The organism is Bacillus sp. 522_BSPC, assembly GCF_001076885.1.
In the GTDB taxonomy this organism is placed as follows: domain Bacteria; phylum Bacillota; class Bacilli; order Bacillales; family Cytobacillaceae; genus Niallia; species Niallia hominis.
The window spans coordinates 26156-41884 of the sequence record NZ_JVDT01000292.1 but is presented as its reverse complement, the minus strand read 5'-3'; the positions used below and the strand labels follow the sequence as shown (position 1 = coordinate 41884).

At 36.1% G+C, this 15729-nt stretch carries 13 protein-coding genes and 1 riboswitch; of the genes, 2 read left to right on the top strand and 11 right to left on the bottom strand.

Annotated elements, in window-relative coordinates; translation table 11 throughout:
- Positions 1-35: 35 nt before the first annotated feature.
- The 7 genes from ADJ83_RS24250 to ADJ83_RS24220 all read right to left on the bottom strand — a co-directional run bounded on the left by ADJ83_RS24250 (position 36) and on the right by ADJ83_RS24220 (position 9418).
- On the bottom strand, positions 36-1583 hold the full coding sequence (locus ADJ83_RS24250) for a response regulator (protein ID WP_031536095.1): 1548 nt from the start codon (positions 1581-1583) through the stop codon (positions 36-38).
- A gap of 11 nt (positions 1584-1594) precedes the next feature.
- Positions 1595-3025: a sensor histidine kinase gene (locus tag ADJ83_RS24245; RefSeq protein ID WP_031536093.1), complete on the bottom strand. Its 1431-nt coding sequence runs from the start codon at positions 3023-3025 to the stop codon at positions 1595-1597.
- Positions 3018-4004, bottom strand: a complete 987-nt coding sequence (locus ADJ83_RS24240) for a sugar ABC transporter substrate-binding protein (protein WP_031536091.1) — start codon at positions 4002-4004, stop codon at positions 3018-3020. The genes ADJ83_RS24245 and ADJ83_RS24240 overlap by 8 nt, the downstream gene beginning before the upstream one ends.
- 206 nt (positions 4005-4210) lie before the next feature.
- Positions 4211-5377: a sugar ABC transporter permease gene (locus ADJ83_RS24235; RefSeq protein ID WP_031536089.1), complete on the bottom strand. Its 1167-nt coding sequence runs from the start codon at positions 5375-5377 to the stop codon at positions 4211-4213.
- 16 nt (positions 5378-5393) lie between these two features.
- Positions 5394-6914, bottom strand: coding sequence for a sugar ABC transporter ATP-binding protein (locus ADJ83_RS24230; RefSeq protein WP_031536087.1), 1521 nt, complete (start codon positions 6912-6914; stop codon positions 5394-5396).
- A 133-nt stretch (positions 6915-7047) separates the two neighbouring features.
- Positions 7048-8157, bottom strand: coding sequence for a sugar ABC transporter substrate-binding protein (locus ADJ83_RS24225; protein WP_031536084.1), 1110 nt, complete (start codon positions 8155-8157; stop codon positions 7048-7050).
- Between the two features lie 280 nt (positions 8158-8437).
- The gene (locus ADJ83_RS24220; protein ID WP_031536082.1) at positions 8438-9418 is read right to left on the bottom strand and encodes a sensor domain-containing diguanylate cyclase; all 981 of its coding nucleotides are present in this window, start codon (positions 9416-9418) and stop codon (positions 8438-8440) included.
- Positions 9419-9525: 107 nt separating this feature from the next.
- Positions 9526-9611, bottom strand: a riboswitch (cyclic di-GMP riboswitch).
- A gap of 256 nt (positions 9612-9867) precedes the next feature.
- On the opposite strand from ADJ83_RS24220, the gene ADJ83_RS24215 reads away from it, so the two are divergent.
- Entirely contained in the window at positions 9868-10404 is a 537-nt protein-coding gene (locus ADJ83_RS24215; protein ID WP_031536081.1) for a CueP family metal-binding protein, read from the top strand.
- Between the two features lie 48 nt (positions 10405-10452).
- Here the strand turns inward: ADJ83_RS24215 and ADJ83_RS24210 are convergent, their stop codons facing one another.
- Genes ADJ83_RS24210 through ADJ83_RS24200 form a run of 3 tightly spaced genes read right to left on the bottom strand, consistent with a single transcriptional unit; the run spans position 10453 to position 13350 of the window.
- Positions 10453-11277: a GNAT family N-acetyltransferase gene (locus ADJ83_RS24210; protein ID WP_031536078.1), complete on the bottom strand. Its 825-nt coding sequence runs from the start codon at positions 11275-11277 to the stop codon at positions 10453-10455.
- A gap of 14 nt (positions 11278-11291) precedes the next feature.
- Positions 11292-12362, bottom strand: coding sequence for a UvrB/UvrC motif-containing protein (locus ADJ83_RS24205; RefSeq protein WP_031536076.1), 1071 nt, complete (start codon positions 12360-12362; stop codon positions 11292-11294).
- A gap of 22 nt (positions 12363-12384) precedes the next feature.
- Complete coding sequence (locus ADJ83_RS24200) at positions 12385-13350, bottom strand: S66 family peptidase (protein WP_031536074.1); 966 nt, start codon at positions 13348-13350, stop codon at positions 12385-12387.
- Positions 13351-13474: 124 nt separating this feature from the next.
- Here ADJ83_RS24200 and ADJ83_RS24195 point away from each other — a divergent pair, with 124 nt between their 5' ends.
- Positions 13475-13687: a DUF5316 family protein gene (locus ADJ83_RS24195; protein ID WP_031536072.1), complete on the top strand. Its 213-nt coding sequence runs from the start codon at positions 13475-13477 to the stop codon at positions 13685-13687.
- Between the two features lie 30 nt (positions 13688-13717).
- Here the strand turns inward: ADJ83_RS24195 and abc-f are convergent, their stop codons facing one another.
- Positions 13718-15352: a ribosomal protection-like ABC-F family protein gene (abc-f, locus tag ADJ83_RS24190; RefSeq protein ID WP_031536071.1), complete on the bottom strand. Its 1635-nt coding sequence runs from the start codon at positions 15350-15352 to the stop codon at positions 13718-13720.
- Positions 15353-15729 lie beyond the last annotated feature (377 nt).

Genomic DNA, 15729 nt, shown 5'->3' with positions numbered 1-15729 from the left:
CTTTCTTCTAATGGTCTTGTTAATCAAAGAAGTATCTAGGACGTCTTATTCGCTAATAATAACTTCCGATATTCCTTTGGTGACATATTGCATAGCTTTTTAAAGACTTTACTAAAATAGTTGGGATCATGGTAGCCAACTTCGAAGGTAATTTCTTTTATACTTTTATCCGTATCTCTTATTAATTCCTTTGCCTTTTCAATTCGACATTCTGTTAAGAAATCAATATAGTTAACCCCTTGCTTTTCTTTAAAAATCTTGCTTATATAAATAGGACTAAGACCGACTTTCCTAGCCAATGAATCTAAGGATATATCTTCTTGAGAGTGGGAAAGAATATATTGCTTCAACTGATGGATCGCATCTGCTTCCAATCGTTCTGTTCTTTGTCTAAAAGAATGAACCATTTCATCGAGTAATCTCGTTGTTTCTACTTGCAATTCCCGATAGTTTAAAGGCTTATATGCATATAAAGGGGGATCTGTCTCCATTCCCAATTCTTCCATCACTCGCGATATAATCCAAAGAATTTCTAATATTCGTTGCTGTGTATGCAATACGTCTGCCGCTTCTTTTTCATAGTGCTGCAGAACATATAAAATATATTTTCGTACATTCTCCCATTGCCCCATTCGAATTTGGTCAGCAAATTCCTTTTTCCGGTGCTCTATTAATCTTCCACTCATCGTATCACTTGAAGATGCTGCTTCTTCTGAATAAAAACGATATTTTGTTGGTAAGGAAATATCCATCGTCGCAAATAGAGCTTCATGGTACGACTGGCGAACCTTCTCTAAGGAATCCGAAACATTCCCTATTCCAATAAAACAATCCGCTTTCTTCGTACGTTTAACAATGGAAAGCACTTGTTGAGCTAGAGAAGTTGCCTGTGAACGATAAGAAACTTTTTCGTCTCTAAACACAATGATAGGAAGATGACTACCATAAAGGGCACCTACCCAGCAATTTTTCGTTTCTCTAATTTTCTCTTTTATGACCGAATAAAGAGACTCTCCCCCTGTTGGCATTAGCACTAGCATGACAAACATTTCCTGTGTAGATGGCGTCTCTAACATTTCTACAAGCATATCAACATGCACTTCGTGGACATGATCGAATAATAATTGTGTTACCACATCAGTCTCCACTAGAGATAACGCTTTCGAAAATGCTTCCTCTTGATATTTTCTGACGATAGTTGCTCTATGTTCCTCTTTAATCTGCTGAAAAACCTTTCCGACCGTTGTAATAATTTCACTTGCTCTACTCGGTTTAAGAATATAATCCTTCACTCCTAGCTTTATGGATTGACGCATATATTCAAACGTATCAAAAGCAGTGACCATAATAAAGCGAACCATTGAATTGCTTGCGATAATCCTTTCCATTGCTTCCAAGCCATTGATGCCAGGCATTTTAATATCCATTAGTATTAAATCAGGTCGAAATGTTTCCGCTAATTCGATTGCCATTTTTCCATTTTTCGCTTGCATTATCTTTGTATCAGGAAAACCTTTTTTTATGATTGCCTCCATTCCATCTCTCTCTATTTGTTCATCATCTACAATGAGGAGTTTTATCATCATCCCACACCCTATTTTTTAATTTGAATGATCACCTTAGTTCCTGAGCCAATCTCACTCTTAATCGTTATGACATCTTCCTCGCCGTAAAACAGTCGTAATCTTTTTACTACATTGCTAAATCCTATTCCAATGCCTTTTGATTTATTTTCAACTAGCTGTGAATCCTCTGTAAGTAATAGGTTTATTTTATCCTTATGTATTCCAATCCCATCATCTTCAATTTCGATTAGGACTGTATCCTTCTCATCGATTACTCTTGCCCAAATCGTTCCACCATCCTCATTTGGTTCCACTGCATGAATAACTGCATTTTCAATAATTGGCTGTAAAGTTAACGACGGAATTTTCCAATCTAGACAGCATTCATCTATCTCCATAAAAAATCGTAATCTATCTGTGAATCTTGCTTTTTGTATATCCATATATTGCCTTACCACCATTATTTCCTCTCGCAGTGTCACCGACCGATCTAATTGCTTTAAATTGTAGCGCAGAATTCCTGCTACACTAACTAATAAATCACTTGTTTCTTCTGAACCTTCTAAATAAGCCTTTTTAGATATCGTATTTAAGGTGTTAAACAGAAAATGGGGACTGATTTGACTCTGTAAACTTTTAAATTGACTTTCTTGCAGTAATAGTTTGCTCTGCTGTAATTCATGTTCTAACTGTGCCTTATGTTTTATTTCTGAAATTAGCATATTAATGTTCTTTCTCATTCGATCAAAGGTTCTCGCTAGAAAGGCAATCTCATCTTTTGTTTCTACTTTCACCTGCAAATCAAATCGGCCCTTAGACAATTCGTTTGCTGCCTGGGTTAGCTTAAATATTGGTCTAGTAATAGTTAGAGAAAACCAATATGTTACCAAAAACAATACAAACATGATTAATAATAAAAGGAAGATTCCTAATTTCATTACTTCACCTGACTGTTTAATAATACCTCTATAAAAACGGTCATAGGTCTTTAGCTCTGTATCTACTAAAGATAAAGACATCTCTGAAATATATGTTGATATGCTTGTTACTTCAGAAAATTCCTGAGCTGCCGCTTCACTGTCATTTTCTGATAAAAATAGCAGAAGTCGATTGGTTGTTTCAATAAAACTATCCATTAAATGAACATAGTTTGTTAAGGTAAAATTGTTTTCTTCATTTCTTAGTGTAATAACACCTTGCTTTGCTTCTTCCATTCTCTTCTTACTTTGGTTAAGCTGAGACATATTTTCTTCAGATGGTTTTATCATGTAGTTATTTATATCAGTAATGACATTCTGGCTACTAGTGGTAACTTCGTTTAGTTTTAAATAACGCTGCAAAATCTCATTATACTGTTGTTGCGTCTTGTGATTATAGTAAGTAAGCGCAATCCATATAACAGACATGATAATCAAGACAATGGTTGTGAGCAGAAGAATTTTTTTCTGAATACTATTCATTTGTATTTTCCGCCTTTTGTATCTTTATATCTGTAAGATAGCCATTTTTATCTAACGGAACTTTTTCACCGTTCAGCCATTCCATCATTAACTGGACACTCTGTTCTCCCATTGCTTCAGGAGTTTGCTCTACCATGGCATCTAAGGTTCCCTCTTCTAATAGGGAGATGGATTCCGGTCCATCATCAAAGGAATATAAATAATAAGGATCGATTTGGTAACGCTTACTAATTTCTTTAACCAAAGTTCCCAAAACATTTGCATTAATAGCAATGAACGCATTCGTATCAGGTTCCTTATTTAAAATATCCTGTGTTGTCACAACTACTTGCTCTTTCGTTGTATCAATTGTTTTTGCATACACAACATTAATATCTTTATATTGTTTAAGTATCTCCTCTATGCCTTTCAATCGTTGTTTTTGAAAATATTCCTCCTGGGATTCAAGCATGAGAACAACCTTCCCCTTTGATCCCATATCCCTTACTAGTTGCTCTGCAATCATTTTTCCAGCTGAAAATTGATCGGACCCTACATAAGTTCTTCGCAAACTGTCAGCTATCGGAACATCATTGGCAACAGTAATGATAGGAACTCCATAAAAGGAGGCTTTTATTTTTGTCAAATTCTTAAACTCATCCGTATCTAACCCCTGAACAATAATTCCATCTACTTTCGATTGAATCGCTATTTCGACGTTTTTCAGAAAATCTTCCTGATTATGGCTATAGCTCCCCCAAACTTCAAGACTAACTTCTTCAATTTCCGCCTGCTTCTTCGCACCCTTTGCTACTTTATCCCAAAAAGGAGTATCTCTTTCCTGAGTGATTAAGACAAGACGCTGCTGATCTTGATTGTTCATCCTATCATCAGAGGGGAATTGCCAATCCGCACGAAAAACATTTTTTGCTGCATCAAATGTAAAATAACAAAGAATTAGGATGACCGTTAAAAATATAACCATAATTGTTTTTCGCAAAAGATCAGTCTCCTTCCATTAATTGTATCCCACAAACTCATCATAGCATCCTTTGTAGATTGTTCAATAGTTATCTTTTCTGGGAAAAGTAATATCATTTATCTAGTGGGAAATAACAGCAAAAAAGGGATTAGTGAAAAACGTGGCATAGGCTTGTCCTAGTGAAAAAGCGGAAAAGAGGAGAGACCGCTGTCTCTCCTTCTAGTTTATTTTGACTTTCTCGTCATTACATCAAATATAACCGCACCTGCTAAAACTCCGCCTCTAATCATATATTGATAAGATATTCCAACACCTAGTAAGTTCATCCCACTTGAAAGTGATGCCATAACGATTGCACCAATAATAGCACCTGTTACTTTTCCAACTCCTCCAGCAGCTGAAACTCCCCCTACATAGGCTGCAGCGATGGCATCTAATTCGAATAGAGTTCCGGCTGTTGTGGTTGCTGATTGAAGACGAGCCGTGAATAAAATACCGGATAATGCTGCCATCATTCCCATGGATCCAAAAACAATATAAGTAATTTTTTTGACATTAATCCCACTAAGGTGAGCAGCTTCTGGATTGCTTCCGACTGCATAAATATGTCTTCCAAGTACTGTTTTCGTAGTCAAGAAATGATACACAAAAACAACTGCAAGCATTACAATAACGGTCCAAGAGAATCCATTATATCCAGCAAGAATCCATGTAATATAAGCAATAATGATTGAAACAAATGCTAATTTTAAAATAAACATCGGTTTAGACAATACATCGAATTGATAGTTTAATTTGTTCCTTCTATTTGTTATTTCGCTATAAATATAGAGCAGAATCCCTATTAACCCTACCAATAAGGATAAAAAATGCAGTCCATTTACTTCAAACATGGATGGAATATATCCATTGCCAATTGCATTAAATGCATCATTTTGAATAATAATAGTTCCTGTTTTTTCCGTTACTTGCAATAAAGCCCCCCGAAAAATCAGCATTCCTGCTAAAGTAGCCACAAAGGATGGTATGCCTACTTGTGCTACTAACAGCCCATTAAATAATCCTACTACAATTCCTAGAATGAGAATGATGGGGATGGAAATATATACAGATACGCCTGCCTGTGTCAGTAGGATTGCGGCAATCGCCCCGAGAAATCCCGCAACATATCCAACAGATAAATCGATATGACGAATAACTATAATCAATGTCATCGCAACTGCAAGCACGGCTATATATCCTGCTGAGTCTAGTAAATTACTTATATTTCGCGAAGAGATAAATAGTCCGTCTGTCATAATCGTAAACGTAAGAATAATAACAAACAAAGCGATATACATTCCATAATCACGAATATTCGCTCGAATAAGTGCTTTTGCTTCTTGATACATAATCCTTCCACCCTCCCTATTGTGTTGCCAGTTGCATAATGTTTTCTTGATTCGCTTCTTCTATAGACAATTCACCTTTTAATTCTGTTTGCGCCATGACATACACTCGGTCGCTCATGCCAAGCACCTCTCCTAGCTCAGAAGAAATCATGATGATGCTTAATCCTTCTTCAATCAGCTTATTCATAACAGTATAAATTTCAAATTTAGCACCAACATCAATGCCACGGGTTGGTTCATCTAAGATTAATAGTTTTGGGGCAACAAAGAGCCACTTTCCAAGTGAGACTTTCTGCTGATTTCCTCCACTTAAATTACCTGCGAACTGTTCAAGTGATGAAGCTTTTATATGAAGCGACTTTTTATAGGAGTCAGCAACCTTAATTTCCTCATTTTCATTAATGACTCCTTTTTGCGCAATTCCTTTCAAATTAGCAGCGGAGATATTACTCTTAATATCTTGCAGCAAGAATAATCCGTCTCCTTTACGATCTTCTGTTACATACGCTATTCCCGCTTGAATAGCATCACTCGTATGTTTAAATTTTTGCGGTTCCCCATTCAAATACATTTGACCCTGAATCTTATACGATTTTGCATTTCCAAATATACTTAATGCAAGCTCCGTTCGTCCTGACCCCATTAAGCCTGCTATCCCAACTATTTCCCCTTTTTTCACATGGAGGTTAATATTCTTTACCACATCTCTCCCTAATTGAGGATCAAAGGCACTCCAATTTTTCAGCTCTAAAATAGGGGTTCCTTTTTCTTTCTTATTTCGTTTTGGATAAATATCCTCTATTTCTCGACCAACCATGTTTTTAATAATAAAATTCTCTGTAATTTCTCCTTTAGCAGCTTCTAGGGTACAAATCGTTTGGCCATCTCGAAGGACAGTCGCTTTATCTGCTATCGAGATAACTTCCTTTAGCTTGTGGGAAATCATAATACAAGTAATCCCCTGATGCTTTAGTTCCTTTAACAAGCGAAGAAGATTTTCACTATCATCCTCATTTAATGCAGCTGTCGGTTCATCTAAGATAAGAAGCTTTACATCTTTACTTAATGCCTTAGCAATTTCAATTAGCTGTCTTTTCCCGACACTTAAATCTTTTACAAGTGTGTCTGGAGCAACATCCAGTTTTACTTTTTCTAGTAATTTCTTTGACTCTACAATCGTTTGGTTCCAATTGATTACTCCACCTTGCTTCACTTCATTGCCAGCGAAAATATTTTCATACACTGATAAATCAGGAAATAAAGCAAGCTCTTGATAAATAATGACAATCCCTGTTTTCACACTGTCACTAATTTTATGAAACTGTTGAATTTCATCTTCAAAGACAATATCCCCCTCATACGTTCCATATGGATGGACTCCACTCAACACTTTCATCAAAGTCGATTTACCAGCTCCATTTTCTCCTATTAAACAATGAATCTCTCCTTTATTAACCTTGAAATTCACATTGCTTAACGCCTTAACTCCTGTAAATTCTTTTGTGATCCCATTCATTTCAAGAATATATTCACTCATTTTCTTCCTCCTTTAAAAGCTGACAAGGGAATGGATGAAAGGGCCGACCTCCCTTGATATATCAATCACCAAAAGCAATCGATATAGCCAATGGAGGCCGAACATTTTTTTTTTGGAAGTCCCTTCTATAAAATTACTTTAATCCTGTAAATTCACTTGCTTCATAATAGCCTGAGTCAATTAATTCTGTTTGGACATTATCTTGATCTACAACAATGACATTTGTTTGCTTCGCACTTACTTCAATCGCTCCATTATCATAAGAACCTGTAGTTTCTGGTGATTTTCCATCTAAGATATCAACAGCAATCCCCATTGCGTCCGTTACTAAGGTACGAACATCTTTAAATACGGTCATGGATTGCTTTCCATCAATCACATATTGAATAGATGCCTTTTCTGCATCTTGTCCTGTCACGGTATAACTAGAAATATCTCCATCAGAAGCGAAAACATCAGCAATTGCGCGGGCAGTTCCATCATTAGGCGCTAAGACAGCAACATCGCCCTTCATGTCTGTTCCTACCGCTGTTAAATGAGTTTGTGCTTTATTTTTCGCTTCGTTTGGATCCCAGTTTGTTGTAACCTGGCCTAAGATTTTACTCATTTCATCACGACTAAGCTCTTGCTTATCTTTTAACTTTTCTGCTTCACTTGAGTTAGCAATTTTGAATGTTCCATCCGCAATTTTTGGTTGAAGTACATTCCATGCTCCCTCAAAGAATAAAAAGGCATTGTTATCTGATGCAGCTCCTGCATATAGATACAAAGGGACATCCTTTCCTTCTGAATGCTCAATCAAATATTGCCCTTGTGCAGCACCAACTGCCACACTATCAAAAGTGACATAGTAATCAACTGCATCAGTATCTGTAACCAAACGGTCGTATGAAATAACTTTAATGCCATCTTTTTTAGCAGCCTCAACAGCTGCCGCTGCTGCCGCTCCATCTTGTGGAGTTATAATAAGTACTTCAATTCCTTTATTAATTAACGTTTCCACATTTTCTTTTTCCTTCGCAGAAGAACCTTGGCTGAATAAAATTTCAGTCGTATATTCAGAGTCTTTTAAGGCATCTTTAAAACGCTGTTCATCCTGTACCCAGCGTGGCTCATCTTTCGTTGGCAAGACAATTCCCACACTAATTTTATTGCTGCTTCCACCTGTGCTGTTGCAAGCTCCCATCAGAGCAGCAATTAGCACTACTACAAGTAATAAGGATATGGATTTCCATCTTTTCATTGATTTTTTCCCCCTTTGAATTTGGTTCTTTCCTTTCTTTACAGTTAAAATTGTATGAGAAAAAACGCCTTTTTGTAAGCGTTAACAATAGTACTCTTTTAATATCATCTGTATTTTTTTAATATAGGGGTGGTAAAAGGATTTTATTTGGCTTAGCAATGCTTGAGGGTAAGGATATTTCAAAAGTGGAGCACTTCATCTTTTATAGTGGTAAAAAAAATAGCCCTCATTCGACTAATGAAGGCCGTTCTTTCAACCAATATACTAGCTATCCAACCAGTTACTTTACAATCACTCTATTTCCGTAAGGTATGGTATTTTTCTTTTTCTTCATTTTATTTTGGTACATATTATCATCTGCTTCTGTAAATAACGCAGTCATTTTTCCAAGGGAGCTTGAAACAAATGCATAGCCTATAGACATTTTTACAGTAGTATCCGTATCCCTTTCCTCATCGCCGCTTAATTCCATGGACATACGTTTGTACAACTCTTCTATTTCTTCCTTTCCCATTCCTTGTATTAGTAGGACAAACTCGTCCCCACCGATCCTTGAGACCGTTATATACGGGGAAGAAAAAGTGTTTAGTATTTTTCCAGCTTCTTTGATTAGATCGTCACCTTGTTTATGCCCATATTTATCATTTACCTGCTTTAGTTCGTCTAAATCACATAAAATAATAGCGATTGCCTCATCTATTTTTGTATCAAATTCTTCCATCTTTTGTTCAAAATAAAATCGATTATGTACCTCTGTCAGTGCATCATGAATCAGTTGATACTCTAAATTTTGTCGCAGTCGCACTTTCTCATCAATATTGCGAATAATTCCATGTATAGCTACTAGATTCCCTAGTTCATAAATAGGGGTGGCATATTCCTCAAACCACTTATAATTACCGTCTACACATCTCATACGTTGGATCAATGGCTCACTATAATCTATCTTTCCAATGAGTTTTTTGTACATAATATGATAATCATCTGGATGGATTAATTCTAAAGGAGCATGGGGATTTCGATAGAATTCCTTAACCATTCCCTCTCCTAAAATATAATCGGTGGATGGACTAATATACGAATGTCTCATTTGCGGTCTTACTTCATATCTGTAAACAATATCCTTCGAGCTTTCCACTAAGCGAAACATAATATCTTCCCTTTCCATTTTCACTTTCCAGCTATTATGTTTTCGTTTGGCATTTACCTTCCAAAAGAAAATACCAAATATTATCCCGCAAAAAAAATAGAAAATCCCCATCTTCATCCTCACCTTAAATTTGTGAGACTATCATCGGCATATTACAACGATCTAAATACAGAAAAAAACTAATCTTCTTCCGATTAGCCTTCCGTTTATAAAGATAAATCGGTAACTGGCTGACTTAATCTCCAAGATCTTAGTCCCTATAGCTTTGCGTCTTCACCTTTCGATGAATTTGCCTTTAACACCTTAATATATTTAATGAATTATTGCATTACATTTTTTCCTTTTTCTAGCTTCTATTACAAATTTTATAGGAAAATAGTCAGATGCACAAGAGATAGGAAGGACTTTTTTCACATTTTCTTACATAACTAGCAAAAATATCACTTCCTATTTAATTTGAAAAATTCACAAAATCTCCATTTCTCTTTCCTCTTTTTTGCGGTTTAGTTTGATATCTTAATAAATAAGCAATCAAACTAAAAAGGGAGAATGCGATTAAGATGAAAAAAAATAAACTTATCATCCCAATATTCATTACAATAGTATTTGCCATAACTATCTATTTATTAATCAATCAAAATAATCGCTATGAAAAAATGGAAAGTGGAGATGTTAAACAACTCGTCCATGATTATAGTACTGGCAAAATATCAGCCGTTTCTGCTTCGATTAGCTCCGATACACTAACAGTAAGCACGCCTGAAAACGAGGAACTTATCTATCAGTTGCCTAAAGGTGAATTTTTCGTATCATTTGCTCCTTACTTAATTGATACACACCCTTGCGCAATCCATAATCTAGCAGGTTGCCGCGGAGAATTGGCTAATAAGGAATTTGCTGTATATATTGAAGATCAAGATGGAAAGGTTTATGTGGATGAACAGATAACATCCCAAGCAAATGGTTTTATCGATGTATGGCTTCCTCGCAACAAGGATTTTAAAATGACTATCTCTTATAATGGCAAGACAGCTAAGACCGAATTTGCTACTTTTAAAGATGATAACACTTGTATTACTACCCTTCCTTTAACCTAACATGCTAAGTAGGTACCTATTTTCTAGGTTACCTACTTTTTTTGACAGTTACTTAATTTCGTAATAATCCTGAGAATGATAGCTTCGAAATCCACAAGACTCGTAAAGCTTAAGCGCACGAGCATTTTTGGCTTCTACTTCTAAAAAAATCGGCAAGCCTTTTTGCTCTTCTTGTTTTACTACTTTCGATAATGCCCTTCTGCCAATTCCTTGCCCGCGGAACTCTGGAAATACCACAAAACCATAAATCCATGCTTCTCCATTCATTTCAGAAACTCTGATTTTCCCTGCTATTTTTCCATCCACCTCAATAATCATACGGTGATCATCATCCAGTTCCCTTATTGTTTCTACATATGCTCTGACATCCTCTTCCACCATTCCAAATCCTCGGACATCAAGCTGGATTTCTACTTCTTTGTCATGAACATAATCATAGGGTCTTAACTTAATCGCTGTGTCCTCGATTATGTTTGCCTTCTGCCATTTCATTTGATGCTCCGAAAAGGTATAGGAACAAGGAATTTTCTCTAAAAATGCTTTCGCACTCTGGGATGTAGCAGGAGCATTCAATAATATGCTCGTCGCCCCTCTCCTTCTTGCCTCCTCTAGACCTTCCGCCAGTAATGCTGTAAAAATCCCTTTTCTTCGATACTGTGGATGAACCATGCCACAAAACTCTACTTTTCTTCCAAAATAGTAGCTTCCTAAAAATCCAACTAGTTTGCCGTCTTCATTATGGAAAAAGTCCTCTTTATTTTCTCCATTTCGGTTTTCTAGCATATCGAAGTTAAGCTTTAACTCATATCCTTCCTCTTGCTCACAAATTTCTTTAAGTGATTTTATTTCTGCAATTTGCTCTTTTGACAGCATATTTATTTTCTCCTCTAATTTTGGATAGGAATCGGAAGGATTCTCCTAAGAACATCTTCCAAATAATCACATTCAGTGCTACTTACTCGATCATCCTCTATAACAGTATACGTACAATTGTCGCTGTTTAAATATTTATAAATAATATACGCTTCATCTATTTCCTCTTTTCCCAAAGCACTGATATGTTGGTTGGGTACAGAAAGGGATTCTATCCTTCTCTTCACTTCTTGAATATCTACCTGATTGACTTCATATATTTGTTGATAAATAATTTTATTTCGTCTAATAAGAAAAAGCTTTATTCGATAGTCAGCTAAGGATTCTACTGCCATTATTAGATGATTATCCACCATAAAACTTACTACTGATTCTGTTTGCAAAATCGTATTTATTTTCGTAATCGTATCTCTAATTTCTGCTGCCTTCTCAAACTCAACATTACTGGAGGCTTCAATCATTTTTGTGGACATCTCTTCTAGTACACCATTATCCTTTTTATTAAATAAAGCGATAAGCCGATGAATAATTTGTTGGTGAGCTTCTTTGGCTATTGGATCAAAACAAATCCCCATACACTTTCCGATGGAATAATTCAAGCACGGACTTTGACTCCACTTCTCTTGGGAGCAATTTATTTTATAAAATGCTTTTATTCCATTTATCACATTTTCTACTGTTCCTTTACTAGTGAAGGGACCAAAGTAATAATGAACATCGTCCTTATCTAACTCATTGGCGATCTCCATATGATAGTTTCCCTTCTGCCATCGAAAAACGATGTAGTTATAAGCCTTTGTTGTTTTCATCATTCTATTGTACATAGGTTGAATTTCCTTTATTAACTTACATTCCAGCATCAATGCCTCAAATTCCGTATCTGTTAGGATAAAGTCGAAATCCTTTATATGCTTTACAAGCTTCTCCCATTTGCCAAACCGATTTTTCGAATGCTGGAAATAGGAAGAAACTCTATTTTTTAATTTTTTTGATTTGCCAACATAAATGATGTGACCAGAGGAGTCTTTCATCAAATACACCCCTGGAGATGTTGGCAGATTTTTTATTTTTTCTTTAAGCTCCAAGTCGATTCCTCCTCTGGATTGTTTAAAAAGTAGTCATCTTTATTCCATGTGTCATCGTATCAATCTCTACTTCTCCTCCAATTGGAAAAGTAAAGAATGGTTGAATATGTCCAAAATCAACATTATAGAGAACAGGGATTTTTTTCAAAAGAGGATGTTTATCCAGAATAAATAGAAGCTGCTCCTCTGACATCTTAGAAGCTTTTTGAAATCTCCCAATTACTAGCGCTTTTATGGAGCCAGCAGTCTGTAATAAAGAAGTTAAGTCTCTTGCAAACGTTTCTGGAATGGTTAATTCATCATCTTCTACAAACAGAAGGCTGTCTTTCAGATTTGGCATATATTCTGTTCCCTGCAGTAAATTTAAGGTACATAGATTACCGCCAAACACTTGCCCTTTTGCCCTACCCTCTTGGTATACTTCCCAGCCACCAGGTTCATAGTTACGATTTTCTTGATCCAAATACCATGCATCATCTGTCCATACATCAGAAGGCTCAACCATAAATTTCTGTGATTCCATCAAGCATTTCTGGAAATATTCCGTTTGGTATTCCTGTAACTTATCCATTTGAAAGCTAGAAAAGTGCGGTCCTGAATATGTAATAAAATCAGCCTTTGTTGTGATGGCTGTTGCTAAAGCAGTAATATCACTATACCCACAAAGTATCTTTGGATTGTTTTTTATTAATTCATAATCCAAATAAGGCAATAGCTCATTACTGTTAAATCCACCAATTACAGTTAAAATCCCTTTCACCTTTTTATCCCGAAAAGCATCATGAATATCTTCTATTCGATGTTCTATTGTCGTGGAAAACTGTAAGTCGGATTCAAAAATATACTTACCAAACGTAACAACAAATCCAAAATCCTCTAATCTTTTCTTTGCTTGCACAATTCCCTCTTCCGATAAAATTTTTGCACTTCGACTAGGAGCGATTACTCTAATTTCATCCCCCTTTTGTAGCTTAACAGGTACTCTCATGCCTATTCCTCCTCTTTCTTTTTATTAAAACACAAATAATCTTATATTTCTGTAACTTTTAGGGAGGACAAAACGTATATTTTACAAAAGAAAAAGGTGCTTCATTGGAAAAGGAGGAATAACTATGTTTACATTTTTTTTAGTCATTGGGATTATCGCGATTTTTATCGCTGTAACTATGGTAGGCGCATGGCCCGATGGACGGCAACATAGAAACCATTATTTCACAGAAACAAAAGAAGATCGCGCATTAAACACAAAGATTTCCATAGTAGTTGGTTTGATTGGGATTGTGTCATTAGCAATAGCTACAGCAATTTATTATTTTGTAAATTGAGTGGGACAAGGAACCCGGCCCCACGTCCCACTACTCCAACTCCTTCATTCGCTTCGTCAAATCCAGAAACTTTCTATCTAATTCTGCATATTTTTTATCCTTTGGTGTCATAAAGCTTAATTTTCCTAGAACTTCTTGTCTTTCTGTTTCTAGCTTTAAACGCAGTTCCTCTTTATTGTCCCTTTCCTGCTTCTCCGATTCTGTCCATTGCCTCTTTAAGAATCCTTCTGCTAAAACTATTTTGCTTGTTGTTGTTTTCTCCAAAAAATAGCGGTCATGGGAAACGATTAGAAGAGTCCCATTATATTGCGATAACGTTTCTTCTAATTGTTCACGGGATGGCAAGTCAAGATGGTTCGTTGGTTCATCCAGAATAAGCACGTCTTTTTCTTCTAAAATATATGCCATTAACTTACACTTTACCCGTTCCCCCATGCTCATATTTTTTATCGGTTCCTTCCATTGGGACGGCATAAACCCTAGATGTTTCATTAACGTTTGTACTTTTCCCCTTGCAGCAAACGTCTCAGTAAAAAATAGCTGTTCTGGTGTTTCCTCTAAAGGGAGATCAAATACTTCCTGTGTTAAATACCCCATATTGGCCGTAGGAGAAATCCAGGCTTCCCCGTCTGCTTTTTCTTTTCCTAAAATAATGTTTAATAAGGTTGTCTTCCCGCTTCCATTCGGACCTATAATAGCAACCTTCTCGCCATATTGAATCGTAATATTCCCTTTTTCAAACAAAACGCGAGAGCCAAATTTCTTCGATAAATCCTTAATCTCCAAAAAGCGTTTTCCTTTCTTTTTATTCGCTTCAATCGAAAAAGATACCGTATACTCTTCTTCTACACGCTCCACTTTATTTCTTTCCAGTTCCTTTTCCAATCGTTTTTGCTTCGATTTCACTTGAGCATCCATTCGTTTCGCCTTTGCCCGATAATATTCCTTTGGAAACTCTTGTTTGGTTGATTGCGCATGTGCCTTTTGCGCCCAAGAGGTAATCTCTTTCATTTGTCCTTCGACTTGTTTAATCTTCTTTTGTTGTTTATCATATTCCCTCTGCTGGGTTAACCTTTTCTGTTCGCGCGCTTCCATATAACTGGAATAGTTTCCTTTATGTTCAATAAGCTTCCTACTTTCAATAGACCAAATCTTTGTGGTTACACTATCTAGAAAATAACGATCATGAGAGACAAGGAGAATGGTACCCTTATATTTTTTGATTTGCTGTTGAAGGAGTTTCATACTTCGCTCATCTAAATGATTGGTTGGTTCATCTAAAAGCAGTATGTCTGCTTCAACAGCAAAACCTCTAGCAAGCCGAGCTTTTAACTTTTCCCCACCGCTCATATTCTGAAAATCATTTGTTGGCACTTGCCATTTTTCCAACAGCTTCATTTCAGTTGAATTTTCTTCCGCTAGGTCATAGTTTTCTGTTTCTTGCTCAACCATTCTAATAACCAAATTTTCCTTTATCCACTTCAAATGCCCATTTGTAGGAGCTATATCTTGATTTATTAATTGCAATAATGTTGATTTGCCTGCACCATTCTTGCCAATAATCCCAATAACCTCTCCCTGCCGTACACTTGCATTTATTTTTTCAAAAATGGTTGCATCCAACACTTCATAACTGATATTCACTAATTTAAATAGTTCTGTCATCCGATCAAACCCTTTCTATGAAGGGAGAAAAAAAATCCTCCCAATTTTCCTTGGAAGGATTAGCCGTACCTAATTATCCGCTCGTTCCCAATCATGATCATATACAAAAAAACCGTGCATATCGACCACTAATTGTGCGCATACCATTAGAGATATACACAGAAAAGCGTTATATGAAAATGGGCAGACTAATCCTATTTTTGGTTAATTTGAAATTTTTTCATTCAAATTGTTGAAAAATAAGATTAGTTCTTCATCGTTCACCCATCATCCCTTTCGTTGTAAGTAACTGTAGTATAACATACTTTCTGTAATGTAATCCATTTCTGACAAAAAATATGGAAAAATTTCACTTTATATTCCTATCTGTACAATAT